The organism is Paenibacillus wuxiensis (assembly GCF_040195695.1).
In the GTDB taxonomy this organism is placed as follows: Bacteria; Bacillota; Bacilli; order Paenibacillales; family Paenibacillaceae; genus Paenibacillus_B; species Paenibacillus_B suaedae.
Window position 1 is genome coordinate 79,954 of record NZ_JBEFZI010000007.1, and the last position, 22,798, is coordinate 102,751.

The 22,798-nt window shown below is 48.6% G+C and carries 18 protein-coding genes; 14 read left to right on the plus strand and 4 right to left on the minus strand.

What is annotated here, in order from left to right; genetic code table 11:
- Positions 1-83 precede the first annotated feature (83 nt).
- Positions 84-1,175: an acyltransferase family protein gene (locus tag ABN764_RS16845; protein ID WP_268625930.1), complete on the minus strand. Its 1,092-nt coding sequence runs from the start codon at positions 1,173-1,175 to the stop codon at positions 84-86.
- Positions 1,176-2,290: 1,115 nt separating this feature from the next.
- On the opposite strand from ABN764_RS16845, the gene ABN764_RS16850 reads away from it, so the two are divergent.
- The 4 genes from ABN764_RS16850 to ABN764_RS16865 all read left to right on the plus strand — a co-directional run bounded on the left by ABN764_RS16850 (position 2,291) and on the right by ABN764_RS16865 (position 8,114).
- Complete coding sequence (locus ABN764_RS16850) at positions 2,291-3,301, plus strand: 2-oxoacid:acceptor oxidoreductase family protein (protein WP_174811571.1); 1,011 nt, start codon at positions 2,291-2,293, stop codon at positions 3,299-3,301.
- A gap of 29 nt (positions 3,302-3,330) precedes the next feature.
- Complete coding sequence (locus tag ABN764_RS16855) at positions 3,331-5,637, plus strand: thiamine pyrophosphate-dependent enzyme (RefSeq protein ID WP_021256983.1); 2,307 nt, start codon at positions 3,331-3,333, stop codon at positions 5,635-5,637.
- A 208-nt stretch (positions 5,638-5,845) separates the two neighbouring features.
- On the plus strand, positions 5,846-6,625 hold the full coding sequence (locus ABN764_RS16860; protein WP_251482243.1) for an NAD-dependent protein deacylase: 780 nt from the start codon (positions 5,846-5,848) through the stop codon (positions 6,623-6,625).
- A gap of 4 nt (positions 6,626-6,629) precedes the next feature.
- The gene (locus tag ABN764_RS16865; RefSeq protein ID WP_446672578.1) at positions 6,630-8,114 is read left to right on the plus strand and encodes an FGGY-family carbohydrate kinase; all 1,485 of its coding nucleotides are present in this window, start codon (positions 6,630-6,632) and stop codon (positions 8,112-8,114) included.
- 202 nt (positions 8,115-8,316) lie between these two features.
- On the opposite strand, the gene ABN764_RS16870 is transcribed toward ABN764_RS16865, so the two are convergent.
- On the minus strand, positions 8,317-8,529 hold the full coding sequence (locus ABN764_RS16870) for a hypothetical protein (RefSeq protein ID WP_446672579.1): 213 nt from the start codon (positions 8,527-8,529) through the stop codon (positions 8,317-8,319).
- 34 nt (positions 8,530-8,563) lie between these two features.
- Positions 8,564-9,517: an AraC family transcriptional regulator gene (locus tag ABN764_RS16875; protein ID WP_446672580.1), complete on the minus strand. Its 954-nt coding sequence runs from the start codon at positions 9,515-9,517 to the stop codon at positions 8,564-8,566.
- A gap of 168 nt (positions 9,518-9,685) precedes the next feature.
- Between ABN764_RS16875 and ABN764_RS16880 the strand changes: the two genes are divergently transcribed.
- The 5 genes from ABN764_RS16880 (at position 9,686) to ABN764_RS16900 (ending at position 16,574) form a co-directional block, all read left to right on the plus strand.
- A complete protein-coding gene (locus ABN764_RS16880) occupies positions 9,686-10,891 on the plus strand; it encodes a galactokinase (protein ID WP_446672581.1) in 1,206 nt (401 codons plus the stop codon).
- A 4-nt stretch (positions 10,892-10,895) separates the two neighbouring features.
- A complete protein-coding gene (gene galE / locus ABN764_RS16885; RefSeq protein ID WP_446672582.1) occupies positions 10,896-11,882 on the plus strand; it encodes a UDP-glucose 4-epimerase GalE in 987 nt (328 codons plus the stop codon).
- Positions 11,883-11,895: 13 nt separating this feature from the next.
- A complete protein-coding gene (locus tag ABN764_RS16890; protein ID WP_446672583.1) occupies positions 11,896-13,506 on the plus strand; it encodes a UDP-glucose--hexose-1-phosphate uridylyltransferase in 1,611 nt (536 codons plus the stop codon).
- Between the two features lie 238 nt (positions 13,507-13,744).
- Positions 13,745-14,617, plus strand: coding sequence for a hypothetical protein (locus tag ABN764_RS16895; RefSeq protein WP_446672584.1), 873 nt, complete (start codon positions 13,745-13,747; stop codon positions 14,615-14,617).
- Between the two features lie 424 nt (positions 14,618-15,041).
- On the plus strand, positions 15,042-16,574 hold the full coding sequence (locus ABN764_RS16900; protein ID WP_446672585.1) for a copper amine oxidase N-terminal domain-containing protein: 1,533 nt from the start codon (positions 15,042-15,044) through the stop codon (positions 16,572-16,574).
- 136 nt (positions 16,575-16,710) lie between these two features.
- Here ABN764_RS16900 and ABN764_RS16905 read toward each other — a convergent pair whose 3' ends face one another.
- Positions 16,711-17,463 carry an IclR family transcriptional regulator gene (locus tag ABN764_RS16905; RefSeq protein ID WP_446672586.1) on the minus strand — a complete coding sequence of 251 codons (753 nt, stop codon included), beginning with the start codon at positions 17,461-17,463 and terminating at the stop codon, positions 16,711-16,713.
- 237 nt (positions 17,464-17,700) lie between these two features.
- Here ABN764_RS16905 and ABN764_RS16910 point away from each other — a divergent pair, with 237 nt between their 5' ends.
- The 5 genes from ABN764_RS16910 to ABN764_RS16930 are packed head-to-tail and all read left to right on the plus strand — an operon-like array spanning position 17,701 to position 22,774.
- A complete protein-coding gene (locus ABN764_RS16910; protein ID WP_268625925.1) occupies positions 17,701-18,798 on the plus strand; it encodes an extracellular solute-binding protein in 1,098 nt (365 codons plus the stop codon).
- Between the two features lie 31 nt (positions 18,799-18,829).
- On the plus strand, positions 18,830-19,939 hold the full coding sequence (locus ABN764_RS16915; RefSeq protein ID WP_072730392.1) for an ABC transporter ATP-binding protein: 1,110 nt from the start codon (positions 18,830-18,832) through the stop codon (positions 19,937-19,939).
- A 3-nt stretch (positions 19,940-19,942) separates the two neighbouring features.
- Complete coding sequence (locus tag ABN764_RS16920; RefSeq protein WP_446672587.1) at positions 19,943-20,806, plus strand: ABC transporter permease; 864 nt, start codon at positions 19,943-19,945, stop codon at positions 20,804-20,806.
- On the plus strand, positions 20,803-21,621 hold the full coding sequence (locus ABN764_RS16925; protein ID WP_021256969.1) for an ABC transporter permease: 819 nt from the start codon (positions 20,803-20,805) through the stop codon (positions 21,619-21,621). The genes ABN764_RS16920 and ABN764_RS16925 overlap by 4 nt, the downstream gene beginning before the upstream one ends.
- Before the next feature lie 16 nt (positions 21,622-21,637).
- A complete protein-coding gene (locus ABN764_RS16930) occupies positions 21,638-22,774 on the plus strand; it encodes a M20 family metallopeptidase (RefSeq protein ID WP_446672588.1) in 1,137 nt (378 codons plus the stop codon).
- The last annotated feature ends 24 nt before the right edge of the window (positions 22,775-22,798 follow it).

Below are 22,798 nucleotides of genomic sequence, written 5' to 3' on the forward strand. Positions count from 1 at the left end.
CATGCAAAAATGCAGATTCTCGCGGTGTTTGGACAATGATTGTGAGCCGAAACCAGCTCGTATGTGACAACAAGAATAATCGATTAGCTGTGCTTGATTTTCGCGCGGAACAGCTTATGGCGTATCCATCCAGCAATCGCATCCCACTTCGGCTCAATAATCGGATGGAGCCATGCCGTAACCTGTGGCTGCGCCAGCAGAACAGCACCGGCAATAGACGCCGTGATCAGCAGTGCTGCGCTCCAGCCTGACGTAATATGGGCATATACACCTGTCAGCACGACGAAGCGAATAATTAGCCCATGGAGGAGAAACACGTATAAAGTTCGCTTGCCTAAGTTCGTTAAATGAGTTTGCCGTATTGGCACCCAAGCCAAGAAGGCAGCGGAAGCAACTATTTGCGTCAAGTAGATAACGGTACGGTTGAATAGGGCAAGCCATCCGGACTGTGTCCATCCAAGCTCATGGAAGGTCATATGATTCATGAACCAGATAGGATTGATAGGCTCAGACATCATATAGAGCACGACAAGCAGCGCCATGGATATGGCAACCCCTATATACCGCACGAACGGTGTCAGCCATGCCCGAAATCGCTCATAAGAGAATGTGTACCCAATAACGAAGAACGGCAAATAGACGACCGAACGAGAAATGCCGAGCCACGCGCCCTGGAGCGGCAGAAAGCCGACTAGAAATCCTAATACAATGGAGATAAGCAGTGGATGACTTATCGAAAAACGCGTGAACATTTTCATCATAAGTCTCCAGAATAGATGGCCGACTAAGAACCAGAGCAGCAAATATGGAATGAAAAAGGAATGACTGATGCCTGGTACGCGAAACACAAGATAATCAAGCAGCGAGTAGATCGTTTGAAAAATAATATATTGAAGTGCGATTTGCTTCAGGATACGAATACCTACCGCACCGTTTAGATTGCTGCGTGCAAAATATCCTGTGATGAACACGAATAAAGGCATGTGGAATGTAAAAATCCAAAGGAAAATAGCTTTCATCTCAGGCATGCGCATGATGAGTGGTTCAATCGCATTGCCGACAAAGACGCATACAATTAGTAGAAATCGCAAATTTAAGCCGAACGTCTCTCCACTTTTCGTTAACGTTGACGGCCCGCATCCGGGGGCAGTGGGGATACTAAGGTGCTCCCGCATGATGATTCCCTCCTTACCTAGGTGTAGTCGGTTTACGGATCTCTATTTGAATGTGGCACCGTAAGCCGGCGAGCTCATTAGCTGTCATTTATAGATTCAAAGTAACATAGAAGGTAAGCATACATTGTGATGTTAATCACAAATAACGCTTTCAATTGTGCCCATTGTTTGCAGCTAGTTAAGACTGCTTAATTCAGTTGACTAGTTGGCAAATATAGGGGTATGATAAGCCGTAATAGAGCACATTTCTACAAGAAAAGAAGGGAGATGACAATTGCAACCGCTACCATTTTGTGGTGCGTAATTTGATTCGTAATAACCGTGACAACCGTACTCCTTCTGAATCTGGGGCTGCGGATATTTGCTAGCATTGGTATATTCCTTTTATGGATAGAAACATAGCATTTCCCCATCATTGAGAGAGCTGCTTATCATCGGCTCGCGCGCTTGCAATGGATTCAATTAGGCATGATTGAGCCCTGACAGTCATAACATAATAGACCTCTAGCATATATGTTACGAACTATGACACATGCCTTTATTTGAGACAGATTATAACTTTTTGAAATCAAATCTTACTTCGGCACACGGTATCTAATCCGTATGCGCATGATCATGCATGTCATTGCTCGACATTTCACCTCAACCTTCAAGGATCTATTGGATTCTCATTCTCACATTACCACGCATCTGGGCTGTCTAGTCTTTTCTTTCTATTAGATTGCAGTCATTCATTATTCACATTTCATCGATTGGTCAATTTACCCTTAGTCATTAGTGACATAAATCATACTTTGTACCATTCCATCAGACTTACCATTTTGTCATACCGTAACAAGTGCGAGTTCCCAATGTTTCATTTGTGGTGCATTCGTGGTGCAGCGCAGATCACTTAGAACTGGTTCGTCACATTTAGTGCGGGTAAAGTGGTGTATTTTGCTGCCCGAATTCAGTCTGAGTTAACCTGTATCCTGCAAATCAATGCGGACGATGCGAACAACCTCCACCATTTTCGGTTCTATCTGTCTAGGAGACAGCTGCACATAACGACAAAGGTTCTGCTCCCAGCGTTGTAAGCGCCGTAGGGGAGGAGCAGTTAGGAAAGGAGTGCCTACATGGTTACACTGCCTAAAGTAAATGATCTAGGTTTTTTTGAAATCCGATTGGAGTCAATCGGGGGACTTGGAGCGAATTTGGCCGGCAAAATGCTGGCGGAAGCTGGAGTTACCGGCAGCGATTTGAACGGCGTCAGCTTTTCCTCATATGGATCAGAGAAAAAGGGTTCTCCCGTTAAGGCGCACATCCGGTTCTGTATGCCAGAAACGCTAATCAGGGATACGACACCAGTGGAACGTCCTCATATCGTGGGTGTTTTTCATGAGTCTTTATACAAGACAGTCAATGTAACGAGCGGCATATATGAGGACAGCCTCATACTCGTCAACTCTGCCAAATCTCCTGAGGAACTGAAGGAGAAGCTGAAGCTGCCGGGTGGAACCATCGCGGTGGTCGATGCAATCGGAATTGCATTGGAAGAGAAAAATCGCGTGAATATGGCGATGCTCGGTGCGCTGTTCCGCTTATGCGACTTCTTGGATGCGGAGCAAATGAAGAGCGTTATTCGCAAATCACTGGAGAAAAAATATCCGGGGGCGGTTCAGCCAGCGCTGAATACGTTCCAACGTGGATATGATGAAGTGAAATTCCAGTCATTTTCCTTCCCGGAGGGAGTTCTGCTGCCGAACCCAATTCGTTGGGATACGCCAGCGCTTGGCTATGAGACACAGCCTATCGGCGGTACCGTCGTGAATCCAGGCAACTCCATCTTGAAGGATCTAAGCATCTCTCGTGCCGGTATGATGCCGCACTTTGCCTCAGATAAATGTATTCATTGCGCGGCCTGTGATAATGTGTGCCCTGATTTTTGCTTTGTGTGGGAAGAACAGCCGGACAAGAAGGGTCGACCGCAAATGTTCCTCCAAGGCATTGATTATCAATATTGCAAAGGCTGCTTGAAATGTGTATATGCATGTCCTACAGAAGCATTGACCGATGAGCGGGAAGAGGACGGATATGCGGATGAACATCGTGTTCCGCATATGTTCGAGCTGGCTGAACGCCATTGATAGATAGAAGGTAAGGAGGATGAGTAGCTATGGCAATTGAGTATGAAAAAGAAGTGACCGGCGGTACGGTTGAGCAGCGGATGGTGTATGAGTCAGGCAATGAAATGGCTGCATATGCCGCACATCAAATTAATTATCATGTTATGGGCTATTTTCCGATATCGCCATCAACAGAAGTGGCACAATTCCTTGATCTGATGAAGGCAAACGGACAGCATGACATTAAGCTAATTCCAGCAGACGGTGAGCATGGATCGGCAGGAATATGCTATGGAGCCTCGACTGCAGGTGGACGGGTATTCAATGCGACGAGTGCGAACGGATACATGTATATGCTTGAACAAATGCCTGTCCAATCAGGTACGCGATTCCCGATGGTCATGAATTTAGTGTGCCGCTCCGTATCGGGTCCGTTGAACATCCATGGGGATCATTCGGATTTGTACTTCGCACTGAATACAGGCTGGCCGATTCTGCTCTGCCGAGATCCACAAGCGGTGTACGATATGAACATTATGGCGCTTAAGCTTGCAGAGGATCCAGAGGTTCGGCTTCCAGTGCTAGTTGCATTCGATGGCTACTTCACCTCGCACCAGAAGCGGCGTGTTCAGACCTTCGCCAAGCGAGAAGACGTACATCGCTTCGTTGGCGAACAGCCTGTGCGCGGATTCGCTGATACACTGGATCGCAATAATCCAATCACGGTAGGGCCTTATATGAACGAGCCGGATTATATTAATAACTGTTATCAGCAGTCCATGGCTATGTATAAGGCAGAAGAGGTGTTCGACCGCATCCGCACCGAATATGCTGCACTGACGGGACGAGATTATCCGATTCTGGATTTATATCGGATGGAGGATGCAGAAGTAGCTGTATTCCTGCTTAATTCCGCGGCGGAAATTATTAAGGATGTCGTCGATCAGCTTCGGGAGCAGGGAATTAAAGCCGGTTCCATATCGCCGAACATCATTCGCCCATTCCCAGCGAAGGAGATAGCGGATGCGCTGGCTCATATTAAAGTCGTGACAGTGGGAGACCGTGCTGATTCTTATGGCGGTCACGGCGGCAATATGGTCAATGAGGTGAAGTCAGCACTGTTCACGCATGGTAACCGTGATACGATGATAATCAGCCGTATTTACGGGCTTGGCGGTAAGGATTTCTATGCTGAGGATGGTCATGCACTGTTCGAGTGTGCCATTGAAGCAGCACAGAAGGGGTATGTCGAGAAGCCATTCGATTACCATGGACATACGCCTGGGGACCCAGCCAAGGCCCCGCAGCGTGTCATTGAACCGATGAAATATGAAGATTTGAAGACAGGGCTAATTACGGTGAAGCAGGATGAGGAGTCCGGCAAGCTAAGCGTTCGCGTTCCGCCGCTGCGCCAATTGACGAAGAAGCCGAAGCGAATTGCTCCAGGCCACGGCGCGTGTCCAGGCTGCGGCATCTTTTCCGGTCTTGAGCTGTTCTTCAAGGGGATCGAGGGGGATATTGTAGCACTGTTCCATACGGGCTGCGCAATGGTTGTCACAACCGGGTATCCTTACTCTGCCCACAAGGCGACATATATTCACAACCTGTTCCAGAATGGGGCAGCAACGCTGTCCGGAGTCGTTGAAATGTTCTGGGAACGGAAGCGGCGCGGTGAGCTGGATCACCTGAACCTGCCAGATGATTTCACGTTTGTGATGATTACAGGCGATGGCGGGATGGATATCGGTATGGGGCCGGCGATTGGAGCGGCTCTGCGCAATCATAAGATGATTATTTTGGAATACGATAATGAAGGCTACATGAATACGGGGGCGCAATTGTCATATTCGACTCCGCTTGGCCACCGCACTTCCACCTCTAACGTAGGCAAGGTGCAGGCGGGCAAGATGTTCCATCATAAGGATACCGCGCAAATTATGGCGGCAACGAACATTCCATATGTCTTCACAGGCAGTGAAGCATTCCCACAGGATTTGCTTAAGAAGGCGGCTAAAGCACAATGGTATGCTCAGAATGAGGGGCTTGTATACGGAAAAATTTTAATTACCTGTCCTCTTAACTGGCTGTCCGAAGACAAGCTGGGCACACAGATTGTCAATGCAGCCGTAGATTCCTGCTTCTTCCCGTTGTATGAAGTGGAACAAGGGGTTACAACAATTACGTACAATCCGGAGGATAAGAATAAGAAAGTTCCGTTACTCGAATGGCTGGTTATGATGGGCAAGACGAAGCATATGAGCAAGCCGGAGAATGCGGAGGCGCTGCAGTCGTTCGAGCAAGAAGTAGAGCGGCGCTGGAATGTGCTCAAGGCGAAGAGCGAGAACCCGTATCTATAATAGGCTAGGTTAATATATTTTACTCAATCCATATAGGCCTGAGAACGCATCTGTACTTGATGCCTTCTCAGGCCTTCTTCGTAGGAGCAGAAGAATAGCTTGTCAGTGTGGGATCGCGCATGCCGCCCTTGAAATCTTTCCCTAGATGAATAGGTACGGTATACTTAAAATTGAACTATTTAGGTGGAAAAGGGAGGAAGCGACGACGATGACAGAACAAATGAATCCTATTCTTCATGCTCATGCAGAGGAGCTGGCAGATTTATTGCGCAGCAGCAGGCATGTTGTTTTTTTTGGCGGAGCAGGAACATCGACAGAGAGCGGGATTCCCGATTTCCGATCGGACAATGGAGTATTTGCGGATGATGAGGCATTCCGATATCCTCCGGAAGTCATGCTGAGCCGCTCCTTCTATGATCGTGATCCGGCGACGTTCTATCGTTTCTATCGCGCGAAGATGCTGCATCCCTCTGCGAAGCCGAATGGAGCACATCGTGCATTGGCCCGGCTAGAAGAGGATGGTATCGTGTCGGCAGTCGTCACACAAAATATTGATGGACTGCACCAAGCAGCAGGCAGCAAGGAAGTATGGGAGCTTCATGGCTCGGTGCACCGGAACCGCTGCACCGCTTGCGGAGCGGAATATGGACTGGATGCAGTGTTGAACAGTGAACAGGTTATCCCTTCCTGCAAGCAATGCGGAGGGACATTGAAGCCTGATGTTGTACTGTATGAAGAGCAATTGAATGATGCGGTTATTTCAAGAGCGATTGAACGGATACGGGAATCGGATCTGTTAATCGTGGGCGGTACTTCGCTTACTGTGCAGCCAGCGGCCAGCTTTGTTCGATTAGCAACGAAGGCGAAGCTGGTGCTGATGAATCGGACGGCGACGAGCATGGATGGACATGCGGATGCGGTATATCGTGAACCGATGGGGGAATTGTTCGCACTCGCATATTACAAGATGACAGGGAAAGAGGTATAGCCCTATGCGCATGATCGGGGTTGACCTCGGGACGACCAATCGCAAGGTCGGACTATTCGATGAGTCAGGCAGACTTCTAGGACAAGCGAGTCGTCCAACCGTTACCGTAGATACGAATGAAGGCTACGTTGTATATGATCCAGATGCGATGTGGAATGACGTATCCGAAATGGTTCGCGAGCTAATGGATGCTCACGGTGAAGTTCCTGTTGATTATATCGGGATTACGAGCATGGCGGAGAGTGGACTGCTCGTGAACCGTCACACAGGCAAGGTGCAATCTCCGCTCCTGCCGTGGTTCGACACATGCTCTTCCGAGCAAGCGGAGCGGGTTCGTCAAGAAGGAACGCCGTTGGAGCTGTTCCAGCGTACAGGCCTGCACCTGTCGTTCAAGCATGGATTGCCAAAGCTGCTCTGGCTGAAGGATCGAGAGGCGAGTATGTTCAAGCAGGCTGTGTGGCTGTCCGTATCGGGATATATTGCATACCGATTAACTGGTGCAATGGCCTTCGACCCATCGCTTGCGACGCGAACATTTGCATACAGTATGGAGACGGACAGCTGGGATGTCCCGTGGATTCGGCATTTCGGATTGGATGAGCAGATTTTCCCGGAAGTTCTGCCAAGCGGCATACCCCTAGGAACTGTAGCGCCAGAGGTAGCGGGAGCCCTTGGTCTGTCTACCCATACACGAGTTGCAATTGGCGGGCATGATCATGTCTGTGCAGCACTTGCAGTTGGGGCTGTGCAGCCGGGTGACGTATATGTTTCTATGGGAACAGCAGAGACGCTCGTTGGCACAATCGCGAAGCGTCCACTCGGACAAGCAGAGTTTGATACCGGATTATCCTATGGCTATCATGTTGTGCCGGGTTATCACTTCTGGATGGGTGGCAATGCTTCTTCAGGCGGTGCAGTGGAATGGATTCGAAGACAGCTTGCCGATGAGACATTGTCCTACGAAGAGATTAAGCAGCTCATGAACGATGTGAACGATGGCCCAGGGGAAGCTCTGTTCTTCCCGTATTTGTCGGGAAGCGGCGCCCCTTATCCGAATTCGAAGACGCGTGCTGCCTTTATCGGTCTGTCCAAGTCGCACGGCAAGAAGGAGCTATTGCGGGCAGTATTTGAAGGTACGGCTTATCAGCTGGAGATGATTCGTCAAAGTGCGGAACGCAATTCGGAGCATGAGATTCGCAATATGTGCGCAGTTGGAGGCGGAACAAGGCTTCCTGCATGGTTGCAAATGAAGGCGGATATATCGAATGCAACGCTCGTCGTGCCGCCTATTGAGGAGGCGACGATGCTTGGCGCTGCATGCGCAGCTGCACTTGGGGGCGGGTATTATGCCCATGCAGAGGAAGTGCGTCAGGCGATGCAAAGTCGAGGCGTAGACACCTATCATCCTCATGCAGAGCGTCACCTTCGTTATCAACAGGTATACGACTCACGCTATATGCCTGTTGCAGAAGCGTTGTGCGGGATGTAGCGATCCATTAAGAGAAATGAAAGTTCCATCGGCGTGGAACGAGAGAGCTGGATTCATAACATAACTTGGAAGCAATAACGATAAGAGTCCATATCAAAAGCCTTGAAACAACTACAGCATTAGAGTGGATATGTCATTCACATAATAAGGAGCGTTGCTTTTTTCTGTTTATCAGGGCAACGCTCCTTTTCATTTAGCTAAATTAGGATTTGTGAAATGGATTCAGCTTATCTACCGCGCGGCGGAACAGCTCGCCAACTGCGCTAGTCTGCTTGTGATCCTGTACGTAGACTCCACCAGTATTCGTAAGGTCTTGAATAAGCTCTGAAATGGATTTGGATGCAGCTTCCTTACGACTGGATTCCGCTAATCGCGCCTGCTGCTTCCACTCTTCCTTGATGCTCAGTCTTTTCATAGTGTTCCCTCCTAATTCTTGGTGTACATCCATACTAAGATTTACGCTGATAAGTGCTGTCGGGTTGCATAACTTGATTGCGATAGGTTGTAGGAGGCTGCCCATAGAACCGCCGGAATTGTCTCGAAAAATAGAGCGCATCAGGGATGCCGACCGAGGCGGCTATATGCTCAACCGTTAGATCAGGACGTTCTCGAAGCAATTGGCGGCCCTTATCGATTCGCAGCTTCAACAGGAAGGTAACAGGTGTCATGTCCGTTATCCGCTTAAATATGCGAGAAAAATAGGCCCTGCTGTACCCTAAACTCTCCGCGATATGCTCGATGGATAATGGGTGCGCATATTGAGTAGACATCATCTGGATAGCCTGCCGTACGGTTTGCTGCATTTCAGACTCGGGACGCAGTCGATTCGTGTCATCCAATTGCCGCTGCATGCCTGCATATTTCGCCATAATGAGATGGAGACAGCCGTGTGCAATCAGATCTGCTGCTACACTTCGCTCTTGAAATGCTGCAGTAATGTGCTTCATCTGATAGGGAACATCCATGTGATCGTCTGCACGAATAATGGGGGTTTGTTCCGAGAACCCAGCACGGCCTACGAGGTCATCAGCAGAACTGCCTTGAAAGGCAATCCAGCAGTATTTCCATGGCTGCGCTGCATCGGATTCATAGCTGACGAGGCGTCCGGGTGCGATGAGGAACGCATCCCCCGCCTGAAGCTCGTAAGTTTTCGTTTCCGTTGAAAATTTCCCTTGTCCATCCATAATATGATGGAGCAAATAGTAGTCGTAAAGTTTAGGGCCGACCTTATGAGAGGGGACGGTCTGGCTTTCCCCTGCAAATAGGACGCGTAATCCTTCTTGTTCGACGTAGGTTGGATTTGATGCAACCGTATAGGTTTCTAGAGCGCTGACGACACTAGCCTCTGCATCGCTAGTTGCAGTTGCTGCCTCTGCCGCTTCATAATTAAGGGAGTCAGTCATAATGAGATCCTCCTTGCGTGTACAATAATAGTATTGTAGCATGAAAATGATGGTAGAGTCACATAAGTCCATATGTAGCGCACATCGATATATTACGAAATCCAGCGGATATTCGTATGATTGATGTAACGGTATCGTATTCACGTGAAACAACGGGAGGTCATTGTAATGGATGCAAGCAAACTACTGGCAGGTTTTGAACAACGATATGGAACGAGTTCTGCACCGGTTCGTTTTTTCCATGCTCCAGGACGAGTGAATTTGATTGGAGAGCATATTGACTATAATGGAGGATATGTGCTCCCTGCCGCATTGGAATTCGGGACGACTCTATTAATTCGTGAACGTGAGGATCAATGCATACGACTGGCGTCGACGAATTTTGAATATCAGCTGGATATTGAACTGGATGCACTTGCAGAAGCGAAGCAGGATCAATGGACAGATTATCCAATCGGAGTCATGAATCAGCTCGAGCAATCGGCTCGTGGCTTGACTAGAGGATATGAGCTGCTATTCCACGGAGATATTCCGAATGGGGCAGGATTGTCTTCTTCTGCATCACTGGAAGTGGTAACCGCTTATGCGCTGCTCACGATGGAAGGGCACAGCATCGATCGAACAGACATCGCTGTATTGTCCCAGCGAGCAGAGAATCAATTCGTCGGCGTGAACTGTGGCATCATGGATCAATTCGCAGTATCGCAAGGCAAGCTGGATCATGCCATTCTATTAATGTGCGATACGTTGGAATATACGCATGTACCTTTCCAGACAGAGGGGTACTGTCTTATTATCGGCAATACGAATAAGCGCCGCGGGCTAGTCGATTCGAAGTATAATGAGCGCAGAGCACAGTGTGATGAGGCGGTACGGGCGCTGCAAGCTACATATCCGCATATGACGCTGCTGGCGCAGCTTAGCGCGGAGCAATTCGAAGCTGCGGCCGATACGATTGCAGATGATATCGTGCGTGCACGTGCGGCGCATGTCATTGCAGAGCATGATCGCGTGAAGCAGTCGGTTGAGGCGCTGAAGAACAATGACCTGATTCGTTTCGGCGAATTGATGAATGCATCGCATGACTCCTTGCGTGATTTGTATGAAGTCAGCTGCAACGAGTTGGATATTATGGTAGAGGAAGCACGACATATCGAAGGGACACTTGGTTCTCGAATGACGGGAGCAGGATTTGGCGGCTGCACGGTATCGCTCGTACGTGAAGGGGATGCTGAACAATTTGTCGCGCAAGTAGGTTCCGCATATGAACAGCAGACCGGATTACATCCGGAATTTTATATCTGTCGCGTAGGAGATGGGGTAAGAGAGATCAAGCCTTCTATACAGACAGCAACAATTGGTGAGGAGTGGTAATAGCATGGCAGTATTAGTTACAGGTGGAGCAGGGTATATTGGTTCGCATACGGTTGCAGAATTGTTGGCACGCGGTGAAGAGGTCGTGATTGTAGATTCGTTAGAGACTGGACATAAAGATGCGGTTCTTGGCGGTACGCTTCATATTGGTGATATTCGCGATAGTGCATTTCTCGATTCTGTATTTGCGCAACATTCTATTGATGCAGTCATTCATTTTGCTGCCTACTCACTTGTAGGAGAGAGCATGAGCAATCCTGCGAAATATTACGATAACAATGTCCACGGCACGCTTGTTCTGCTTGAAGCGATGCGCAAGCATCAAGTGTCCCGGATTGTATTCTCATCAACTGCAGCAACTTATGGGGAGCCGGAGCGCACACCGATCGAAGAGACAGAAGCGACGAACCCGACGAATGTATACGGGGAGACGAAGCTGACGATGGAGCGGATGATGCGCTGGTTCGATCAAGCACATGATATTCGCTACGTTTCGCTGCGTTACTTCAATGCGGCTGGCGCTCATGAGAATGGCAAGATCGGCGAAGATCATAGACCTGAGACGCACCTCATTCCACTTGTATTGCAGACAGCACTTGGCCAGCGGAAGGAAATGAAGGTGTTCGGCAACGACTATCCTACAGCTGACGGCACATGCATTCGTGATTATATCCATGTCAGCGACTTGGCTGATGCCCATGTGCTGGCAGTTGAATACTTGCGCGGCGGCGGTCAGAGCGATGTGTTCAATCTGGGCAGCGGCAACGGGTTTTCGGTTCTGGAAGTGATCCAGACTGCAGAACTGGTTACGGGAAGAAGTGTACCAACTGTGGTGGAAGAGCGCCGAGCCGGAGACCCTGCTGTGCTTATCGCATCCGCTAACAAAGCGAAGTCTGTTCTGGGCTGGAATCCGAAGCGGGATGATCTGAATGTGTTGATCGAGAGTGCTTGGAAATGGCATCAAGCACGTCCACACGGATACGATAGCTGAGGAGGAATGCGAGATGACACAAGGTGTGGAAGGATTAGCTCTGTCGCGAGAATCTGCCCAGCGGGCAAGCTTCGCGATTGAGACCTTGATTCGATATGCAGTACATCATGATCTGATGAATCGGCTTGATATGCCCTATGTTCGCAATCAGCTACTAGCTTTATTCCAATTGCCAGAGCCTTGTTCAAGTTTCCGAGATGAGCAATGGGAAGCAATTCCGGATGAACCGCATTCTATACTCGATGAGCTGCTGGATTATGCCTATAAGAGCGGCATTCTTCCAGATAACACTATGACGCAGCGCGATCTACTTGATGCGCGGATTATGGGGCTGCTCATGGCGCGTCCTTCTGAGATGCAGGACCGTTTCCAACGGATACGGATGACGGATGGAATGGAGCGGGCAACCGATGATTTCTATCGTCTCAATCAAAAGTGCAATTATATTCGGACTGATCGTGTCCGCAACAATGAATACTGGCTCCATATGAGTGAGTTCGGTGAAATGGAAATGACGATCAACTTGTCGAAGCCGGAGAAGAGTCCGCAGGAAATTGCGCTTGCTGCACAGTTGTCCGCATCTCACTATCCCGAATGTCTGCTCTGCGCGGATAATGTAGGGTATGCAGGAAGACTGGATCATCCTGCCCGGCAAAATTTGCGCATTCTCCCTGTGGAGTTGAACGGAGAATCCTGGTATTTCCAATACTCGCCGTATGTGTATTATAACGAGCACAGCATTATTTTCAAAAGTGAGCATATTCCGATGAAGCTAACGCGTAATACGTTTGCACGTTTGCTGCACTTTACGGAGCAATTCCCGCATTATTTCATTGGTTCTAATGCTGACCTACCCATTGTAGGCGGATCGATCCTCAGTCATGATCATTTCCAAGCGGGCAGACATACGTTCCCAATTGAACGAGCGCCGATCGAGACTCGGTTCACGCATTCGGCATACCCTGGCGTAACCGCAGGGATTGTTCGCTGGCCGATGTCAGTGCTGCGCCTGCAAGGTGAGCAGCCGGATGTCCTGCTTCAATGTGCGGATGAAATCTATGAGCAGTGGAAGCTGTACAGTGATGACAGCGTAGGGATTGCAGCGAGTACGACTCGTGACGGGGAATCGATTCGTCACAATACGATTACGCCAATTGTAAGGCGCCGGGGTTCGTTATTCGAGATGGACTTGGTGCTTCGCAACAATCGCACAGATGAGGTTCACCCTGAGGGCATATTCCATCCACACCGAGAGCATCACCATATTAAGAGAGAAAATATTGGCTTAATTGAAGTGATGGGGCTTGCGATTCTCCCAGGGCGTCTGAAGCAAGATATTGAGCGGATTACGACTCTGTTGTCCGAACAAGGACAATGGATGGAGGCAAGGGATCAACTGAAAGAAACCGATAGCCTATATCCTCATCGTGTTTGGGTGGATCAATTACTGGATCAATACGGGATTATGGCAGTTGATAAGGCTAGACAGGTCATTTTGCATGAGATCGGCAATAAGTTTGTGACCATACTGGGTCAAGCGGGCGTATTCAAGCATGATGAGTTGGGACGCGAGGCCTTCTGCCGCTTCGCCATGGCATGTGGGTATGAGCAAGTAAAGCCATGAGCGAATTTTGGAAGACATCGTAATATTAACAATTGAATCCTATTGATACTTAAATATAAGTGATGCTGAATTCTATTAATACTGAGATGTAAGTGATAGTGGAACATAAGGATTAACGAGTGTTGCTGAGTGTTAGTATAAACGATTGAATCGTATAGATAGTAGAGTACGTAATAGTGCCATTAAAGCAGTATAGAGAGAAGATCAAAAGGGAATGAGGACGGAAGGGGGAGCGGCTGTGGCTGCTTTACAGATGAATACCATTCAGCATGAACGCTGGGGCGAGAGTTTGCACCTAGAGAATGGAACCTATGAGGTAATTGTGCCGCTAACATTTGGCATCCGAATTATGCATTTCAGCTTATGCGGTCAAGAAAATATGCTGTTCGAGGATCGTGAAGGGGCAATCCGCCAGGAGGGAGAAGCGTTCCATGCCTTAGGCAGCGACGGTTGGCTGCTTCGCGGCGGGCATCGGTTATGGGCAAGTCCAGAAGCTTATCCACGGACGTACACGCCGGATGATCGGCCTATTGAATACGTACGAACAGCGTCAGGCGTGAGATTGATTGCTCCGGTAGAACCATGGACGCAATGCGCCAAGGAAATCGAGCTGATTTTTCAGCAAGACGACGTCGTTGTCATCCACCGTATTGCCAATAAGGGAGCATGGCCGATTCAGCTGGCACCGTGGGCGATCACGGTTATGGCACCGGGTGGTACAGCTGTTGTTCCGCAGATTACAAGAGATACCGGCCTGCTCCCGAACCGCTCCATTTCGCTGTGGCCATATGCTGCTATGAATGATGAGCGGGTGACATGGGGAGAACGACACATCGAAGTGAAGCAAGTTGCTCACCTGAAGCAAGCGTTCAAGTTCGGTATGCTTCAAGAGGAGGGCAAGGCGTCTTATACAAGAAATGGAATCGTTTTTGAGAAGCGCTGTGAACCGATTTCTGGTGCGAGTTATCCGGACGGGGGCTGCTCCTTTGAATTGTATACGAACGAGCATATATTGGAACTAGAGACACTCGGGCCGCTTGTTACCTTGGAACCAGAAGCTGTAGCAACCCATCAGGAAGTGTGGAGCTTGGCTCCAATCAAGGTTCTGTAATTTGCAATGTGGAATGAAGCGGAGTTCAGTGATTTTTCACAATGAACGAGTAGCTAATTAGATGTCTAGTACTTCCATATGAATGATTGAATAGGCATTGCTACAATTGGCGCTGTTCGCTGTATTCTTGGAATATAGCTGGCAGCGCTTTTGCTATTCAGACAGTGAGACGGTTGGAGGACTGCTGATATAGATGCAGATGAACTACAAGAACAACTACAAAAACAACTACAAGAACAACCACTAGAGAAATTGCAGGAGTAACTGCAGCCAACAGGGGATCTCCGATATATTGTTGGAATTATTTCTTTACACGGTATTCCGATGTCCTTCATAATGGTCATGAGATACATACAGCTTACGTATCAGATCGGAATTGTAAAGGCAGGTATTCGATATGAAATGGAAAGAGGGGAAACGGGACATGAAAACATGCAAGTGGTTAGCAATGTGCATGGCGGCAGTGCTTGTGCTGCTAACAGGCTGTCAATCAATTGGCGGACTTGATGTGACGAAGGTCATGAAGAAGCAGCTGGACATCAACTCGTATGAAGCACAGCAGACGATGAGCATTCATTTTGAGCCGGCATCTGGCAAGCTGCAAGATGATGATACGGCAATGATAAAAGCGTTCAACGATGCGCAATTGACAATTCAAGTGAAGGCGCAGGATGCTCAGCGTTTTTCGATGAGTGGCAAGCTGAAGGTGGCAAGCGACGAGGTTCCGTTCACAATTGGCTGGAAAGACAATCGCATGGCGCTTAAGCTGGAGGGAGCTAAATCCCCTATTGTAATGAGCAATGATATGAATACTCAACTTTTATCTACGGTTCAACCTGCTTCAAAGCAATTGAAGGCTTTTACTGAATCTACGATAACGCTATTTGGCAAGCATGCACCGAATCCTCAAAATGCATCTGTAAAGCAAGTCACAGAGCAAATAATGGGACAATCGCTGCCATTATCGCAGCTCCATATTGAATTCGGAGGCAATGAACTGGTGCCATGGGTGAAGCAACTGCTTCAATCTGCTCTGAAGGACGAAGAGGGCATGAAGGCTTGGTTTCTGGAAATGGGCAAGTGGTACGTACCGATGCTAACGGCTGCGCTATCGCAAGCAGCTCCTGAGATGGAGGGAGAGGTTCCAGATATGCTGAAGGATGGCGAGGCATTTGGATTATCGGCGTACAAAATGTTCAAGGAACAGCTGCCATCCATCATTTCACAGCTCGATCAAGGTTATGAGGCTTGGGTGAAGAGCAATCCGGACGCGGCCGTTCTGCTCGGGCCAGATACGAAGCTCGTCTTGGATCTGTATGCAGATCAGGAATCGAATATTCGCAAGCTGAATGCATCGCTGGCGATCGCTGTTCCGGCTTCTGCTGGCGCTCCGTTCAAGAAGGTTACCATTAACCAATCAACCGAATACAGCAACCTAAATGGTAATGTGAAGGTGGATGACGTGGATTTCTCCTCTTCCGTATCCCTAACAGATCCAGAGATGACGCCTGGCAAGTGGCTCAGACACTTCGACCCTTCATCTGTAGCGCACAAATGGCTGAAGCAAGTGGGAGTAACGAAGAAGTGGACGACAATCCCAGTCTCAACAACGAACTATGACGACTGGTTCTATGATGATATGGCGCTGCCGTATACGAAGAGTGGAACGATGATGGTTCCGCTGCGCGATATTACGGAGGAATTCGATGCGAAGCTGAAGTGGGAAGGCAAGACGAAGCTGACCATTACGGATGACATTACGGGAACCGTAACCGAGCTGACATTAAACAGCAAGCAGGCGAAGGTTGGGGGACAGACGATTGACATGCCGTTAGCACCAGAAGTGAAGGATGGGCAATTATATGTTCCGCTCCGCTCGCTGGCGCAAATACTGGGCTTCACATTTACGATCAATAAAAATGATGGGTCGCAGTGGCTCGAAATGAACCGTGAATAACGATTCAGCTGTGCGAATTGTGCTCATCCAATAGCAAGAACAACAATAAGGGAAGCGGGTTGAGGGGGAGATTCCTCTTCAATCCAGCTTCCCTTATGTACGATGGGGGTGGTGCATTCATTACAAAGATACGCGTCTAACTAAAGCCATGCAGGCGCGACATCTCTTGGGTCACCTGCAGCAGCATGCTGATCCAGCGGTCGATATGAGGCTCCATTCGATCACTAGGGCCGATTAAGCTTATAGCCGCATGGACAGAGCCATCACCAAGGAAGATCGGTGCTGCAATGCCAGTTACGCCAATATTGCGCATGTTCGAGCTCATCTCGTAGCCCCGTTCGCGGATATTGGCAAGACGCTGGCTCATTTGCTCACGCTCCGTGATGGAGTGGTTGGTAAAAGCGGTCATTGGTTCTTCAAGCACGGTCTGCTGCAACGACTCCGAACTATAGGCCAGAATAACGCGCGAGGCACTTGTCGCATAGAGCGGAAACCGCCTATAGGCATCAATGATGAAGCGGATTGGCAGCGGGGAGTCGAGCTTGTCGACATAGATCGCATCCTGCTGATCGCGAATACATAAGCATACCGACTCCTTCGTCAAGTCTGCGAGCTGCTGCAAGTAAGGTCTTGCAAAGCTGACCATATCATCATCGTTTTTTACCTTATTTCCTAATTCCAGCAGTGTATACCCTAATGAATACAGCTTCGTCCGTGGATGCTGCTTGATCAGTCCTTCGCTCTCCAAGGTGGTCAGCATTTTATGGACAGCCCCCTTAGACCACTGCAATTCGCGGCTTAAATCCGTGACTCCCCATTCCTTCGATCCGTGAAGAAACAGCTTCAGCAGTGTACAACATTTTTGAACGGATGACAGATAGTGCTCCATATTCTCTCTCCTATGATCGTACTAGCCGATATTTTCAATTGGTGGCATGATGCTGACAAATGGAAATATGGCGTTGTTCAAGTAATTGTGCGAGTGCTGGGTACAATTTGTGTTAAAATGTGACAAATTTCATGGTTCTATATTGAACATACCATGCCCCTATGCTAAAATCAAACCAAGATTCACCAATTATAAACACTGTTCACTAATAGTGAACAAATTTGGGGGAGGAATACAATGAAAGCACGTCGCTGGGCATCATTGATATTAACTTTAACCTTGATCGGCTCTTTGTTGGCTGCTTGCGGATCTTCAAATTCCAGCAGCAAAGATGGAAGCGGTTCCAATGGTTCGTCTGTGGAAGGTGAATTGGTTATCGCCGGGAATGGAGCTACGGTGGAGACCTTGATGAAGGACGAAATTTTCAAAAAGTTCAATGAAAAATACCCAGACGTAAAGCTGTCCTATGTATCGGGCGTATCGACAGATATTGTGGCCAAGGTCACGGCGCAGCAGGGATCTCCGCAAATTGATGTAGCCGTCATTGAAGGTGGCGAGCAGGAGGCAGGCCGCGAGAAGGGACTATGGGAAGCACTCGATCCTGCACAGATTCCGAACATGTCCAAAGTTGACGAACAACTGAAGATCAATGAAAACAGCGGCGTAACGGTCAACTATACCCCAATGGGCATCTCATACAATGTCAAGCTGGTGAAGGAGAAGGGACTGCCTGTACCGGAGTCTTGGAATGATCTTGCTCTTCCTGCCATGAAGGGAAATATTACGCTGACTGAAATGTCGAGCAACTTCGGCCGTTCAGCAACTATTATGCTTGCTTATGCCAATGGCGGTTCTGAGAAGGACATGGCTGGAGGCTTCGATAAACTGAAGACAATCGCAGGTTATATGCCGACATTCGCCAAGACTGCGGCTCAGCTGCAGCAGAATTTGCAAAATAACACGGCAGCCTATACAGCTTGGACGATGGCAAGAAGTATCGTACAGAAGGATCAAGGCGTGGACTTGCAGTTCGTCATTCCGAAAGAAGGCGCCAACATCGTGCCAAATGTCGCTTCCTTAATCAAGGGTGCGAAGCATCCTAATGCGGCCAAAGCATTCATCGATTTCCTGCTGACGGACGAAGTACAGACGCTGTACGCGACGAAGTTGTATTACAACACGGCTGTTGATGTGAAGCTGCCTGAGGATACGGCGAAGCTGCTTGATTTTGATAAAAGTAAAATTGTGAAATTCGACTATGGTGTCATTAGTGACAATACGAAGCAATGGCTTGATCAGTTCAATAAGGAAGTAGCGCCTCTCGTAGGTAAATAACTTATAGATAATCAGGATGGAGGATATGCTCATGACGATCACGTACGACGTAGAATTGCAGGGCGTTCATAAGCGCTTCGGTGGAACGGTCGTCGTTGACAATTTCAACTTGGGAGTGGAACGGGGAGAGTGTGTTACTTTCCTCGGTCCCTCGGGTTGTGGGAAGACGACGACGTTGAATATGATCGCCGGCTTCTTAGAACCGGATGGAGGAGAACTGCGAATCAAAGGCAAATCCATGCGCGGTGTTCCTGCGAATAAACGAGATCTCGGCATGGTATTTCAGACGTACTCGTTATTTCCGCATATGACAGTCGGAGAAAATGTTGCATACGGCTTGAAGCTGAGAAAGACATCGAAATCGGAGATGGCGGATCGCGTGAAGAAGGTGCTTGATCTCGTGAAGCTTCCGCATGTCATTGATCGATATCCGAAGCAATTGTCAGGAGGACAGCGGCAGCGGATCGCTATCGCACGGGCACTTGTGACGGAGCCGTCACTGCTGCTGCTGGATGAACCGCTTAGTAATCTCGATGCGAAGCTAAGAGAGGAATTGCGGGAGGAAATGAAGCGTCTGCAGCAGGAAATCGGCGTAACGACGATATTTGTTACACATGATCAAGAAGAAGCAATGTATCTCTCTGATCGAATTGTCGTGCTCGATCACGGAGCTGTAGAGCAGATTGGGACTCCTGAGCAAATCTATCATGAGCCGGCCTCAGCGTTCGTGCATGAGTTTATTGGCAAATCCAATCGCTTCGAAGCTACTGTCGTTGCTGTAAACGATCATTGGGGGGAGCTGCGTACAGCAGGAGGAATAAGGCTAAAGGCTGAACGGAATGGGTACTCGTTCAAGGAAGGAGAGCAGGTGCTCGCTTATGTCCGGCCTGAACATATTCGAATGGAAGCAGCACGATCGGAAGCTGGAGATTCCTCGAATGAATCTAATTGCTCACATGGAGCTGTTTCGCTGGTGTCCTTCCTTGGTTCGTATGGAGAGATGGTTGTACGAACAGCCGATGGTTTGATCAGTGTGCGAACTCATTCCCAGCGTCGTCATCAGCATGTGTCAGACGAACAGCTGGTGAAGCTTACATGGGATGAGCAAGATGTCATCGTCTTCCCGCGGAAGGAGGGCTAGCATATGGCGAAGCCCGCAGGAAGTAAGTCTTGGGCAGCTCTACTGCTGCTTGTTCCCAGCCTGATCGTGATACTGGGTGTATTTGTACTGCCGATGCTGTACATGTTCGTAATTAGCATTCGTGAAGATGGAGGAACCGGTGCATTTACAATGGAGCAATATGTATTATTTTTTCAAGATCCATACTATGTAGAGGTGCTGTGGCGGACAATCAAGCTTAGTCTGTACACAGTTATCGTGTGCCTGCTACTTGGCTATCCCGTAGCCATGTATATGGCGCAGGCAACGCCCAAAATGCGGGGATTCATTACGTTTCTCATTATTTCTCCTCATCTTATTAGCGTCGTCATCCGGAATTTCGGCTGGGTGGTCATCTTAGGCGACAATGGCTTCATTAATAACACCCTTATCTCGCTAGGAGTAATTGAGAAACCGCTGCGTCTGTTGTACAACGAACTTGGCGTCGTTATCGGTCTTGCAGATTCATTAATTGTCTATATGGTACTTGCGATTGCAACGAGCCTATATGCAGTAGATGCTTCCCTGTATAAGGCCGCAGGGATACTAGGTGCTTCCCGTTCGCGGATGTTCTTCAGTGTGACGCTGCCGCTAAGCATGCCTGGCATATTTGCCGGCACGACGCTTGTGTTCAGCTTGGCGATGAGTGCCTTTGTCACGCCTGCACTTATGGGGGGGACATCTGTGAAGGTAATGCCGGTTATCGCCTACGAGAAGATGATGGCTGCCTATGATTGGTCGCTTGGCGCAGCGCTTGCCTTTTTGCTTCTTGGCTCGACGCTTGGCCTCGTGGCTCTATTTACACGATTGGTTGAGACGAAACGATATAAGGAGGTGTTCTCGTCATGATGAACGAATCGAAACGATTTCGAATTTCGCCGCTTGGCATCATTACGTTTCTCGTCGTTCTAATGGTCATATCGCCGCTCCTTATTATCGTGCCCACCTCATTTACTTCGACGGGGGTACTTCGCTTTCCACCAGAGGGCTTTTCGCTGCAGTGGTATGTGAAAATTTTTGACCGTCCAGAGTTCATTGAGTCATTTTGGGTAAGTGTGAAGCTGGCATCCATTACAGCTGTAATCGCGACAATCATTGGTACACTGGCTGCATTCGCACTGCACAAATATAAGCCCAAGGGAAGTGGAGCGATCAACGCGCTTCTCTTGTCCCCATTGACAGTACCTTCCTTGATTATAGGGATATCTGCACTTCTATTTTTTACGAGAATTGGACTTGCTGGTACCTTTACGGGGTTGCTGCTCTCTCATATCTTGATCTCGGTACCATACGTCGTACGGCTTGTGCTGACCGGGCTCAGTTCCTTCGATTATACATTGGAGCGGGCTGCGGCTATTCTAGGTGCGAATCCGATTCGCACGTTTTGGGACATTACTCTGCCAGTTATTCGGCCTGCTATTTTCTCAGGAATGGTGTTTGCGTTTCTGACGTCATTCGATAATGTCACGGTATCCTTATTCTTAATATCTCCATCAACGACAACACTTCCGATGGCTATCTTCAATTATATGCAGGAATCGTTAACACCGCTTGTCGCGTCTATTTCTTCCATCATGATATTGCTAAGTCTCGTATTTATCTTCATCTTAGAACGGGTGTACGGGTTGGATCGATTGTTCGGCTCCAATTCGCAATCCCATTAAGGCAGGTAAAGTAGATATGAAATTCATAGAGCAATTGGAACGGTGGCTGCCCGAAATGCTTGCCCTGCTTGAGCAGAGTGTGAATATGGATTCCCCATCAACGAATAAAGAGTTAACCGACCGGATGATAGATTGGTATGAGGATTGCTTCAAGAAGGAGCTTGGAGCAGTAGTAGAACGAGTTCCGAATGATAGATATGGAGATAGACTCGTCGTTCGCGTAGGCAGCGGTCCGAGGAGCATATTGCTCGTAGGCCATGCGGATACCGTATGGCCTGCGGGAGAGACGAAGAGAAGGCCATTCCGCGTAGACAGCAAACGAGCTTACGGGCCAGGTGTATATGATATGAAGGCGAGCTTGATTCAAGCATTATTTGCGATAAAAATTCTACAATTTACAAACAGACTTCCCGAACAGCTATCAATTGTGTTATTAATTAATAGTGATGAAGAAATTGGAAGTCCAACTTCGCGACAATGGATTGAATTCTATGCGAGAGACTGCGAGGCGGCCTTCGTGCTAGAGCCGCCGATGGAGCCTACTGGAGCATTGAAGACAGCTCGCAAGGGTAGTGGTCGATTCTATCTATCTGTTGAGGGACAAGCAGCACATGCGGGTGTCAATCCCGAATCGGGCGTATCTGCAGTCGAAGAGTTAGCACATCAAATTATTCAACTTCACCGTATGTCGGACCCAGAACGCGGCATACATGTGAACGTTGGTAAAATAAGCGGTGGGATTGGAGCCAATGTGGTAGCCGATTATGCCGAAGCAGACATTGATGTGCGCGTCCGGACGATGGAAGATTTCAATCGATTTGTAGAGAGGATTCATGGACTTGCTTCAATTCATCCCGATGTTCGTCTCCGATTGACTGGAGACATGAATCGTCCCCCTATGGAGCGGACAGATTCGATTGCGAAGCTGTATCAGATAGCTAGAGAAGCAGCGAAAGAACAGTTGAACTTGGAGTTGGAGGAGACAAGCACGGGCGGTGTAAGCGACGGGAATTTCATAGCAGCATGTGGAGCACCAACGCTCGATGGATTAGGTGTGCGCGGCGATGGCGCACATTCACCGTCGGAATTTATTTGGCTGCATGAGTTGCCGCGTCGAACTGCATTGTTGGCTAGTATACTGGAACGTCTGTAACGTTAAGGAAGCAGTTGATTCAGG

Bases quoted from the DNA above. Each gene is read 5' to 3' on its own strand.
- ABN764_RS16925 (WP_021256969.1), top strand. From the start codon at position 20,803: ATGATGAACGAATCGAAACGATTTCGAATTTCGCCGCTTGGCATCATT.
- ABN764_RS16905 (WP_446672586.1), bottom strand. From the start codon at position 17,463: ATGGAGCACTATCTGTCATCCGTTCAAAAATGTTGTACACTGCTGAAG.
- ABN764_RS16855 (WP_021256983.1), top strand. From the start codon at position 3,331: ATGGCAATTGAGTATGAAAAAGAAGTGACCGGCGGTACGGTTGAGCAG.
- ABN764_RS16920 (WP_446672587.1), top strand. From the start codon at position 19,943: ATGGCGAAGCCCGCAGGAAGTAAGTCTTGGGCAGCTCTACTGCTGCTT.
- ABN764_RS16865 (WP_446672578.1), top strand. From the start codon at position 6,630: ATGCGCATGATCGGGGTTGACCTCGGGACGACCAATCGCAAGGTCGGA.
- ABN764_RS16900 (WP_446672585.1), top strand. From the start codon at position 15,042: ATGAAAACATGCAAGTGGTTAGCAATGTGCATGGCGGCAGTGCTTGTG.
- ABN764_RS16930 (WP_446672588.1), top strand. From the start codon at position 21,638: ATGAAATTCATAGAGCAATTGGAACGGTGGCTGCCCGAAATGCTTGCC.
- galE (WP_446672582.1), top strand. From the start codon at position 10,896: ATGGCAGTATTAGTTACAGGTGGAGCAGGGTATATTGGTTCGCATACG.
- ABN764_RS16850 (WP_174811571.1), top strand. From the start codon at position 2,291: ATGGTTACACTGCCTAAAGTAAATGATCTAGGTTTTTTTGAAATCCGA.
- ABN764_RS16875 (WP_446672580.1), bottom strand. From the start codon at position 9,517: ATGACTGACTCCCTTAATTATGAAGCGGCAGAGGCAGCAACTGCAACT.
- ABN764_RS16880 (WP_446672581.1), top strand. From the start codon at position 9,686: ATGGATGCAAGCAAACTACTGGCAGGTTTTGAACAACGATATGGAACG.
- ABN764_RS16910 (WP_268625925.1), top strand. From the start codon at position 17,701: ATGAAAGCACGTCGCTGGGCATCATTGATATTAACTTTAACCTTGATC.
- ABN764_RS16845 (WP_268625930.1), bottom strand. From the start codon at position 1,175: ATGCGGGAGCACCTTAGTATCCCCACTGCCCCCGGATGCGGGCCGTCA.
- ABN764_RS16860 (WP_251482243.1), top strand. From the start codon at position 5,846: ATGACAGAACAAATGAATCCTATTCTTCATGCTCATGCAGAGGAGCTG.
- ABN764_RS16890 (WP_446672583.1), top strand. From the start codon at position 11,896: ATGACACAAGGTGTGGAAGGATTAGCTCTGTCGCGAGAATCTGCCCAG.
- ABN764_RS16915 (WP_072730392.1), top strand. From the start codon at position 18,830: ATGACGATCACGTACGACGTAGAATTGCAGGGCGTTCATAAGCGCTTC.
- ABN764_RS16870 (WP_446672579.1), bottom strand. From the start codon at position 8,529: ATGAAAAGACTGAGCATCAAGGAAGAGTGGAAGCAGCAGGCGCGATTA.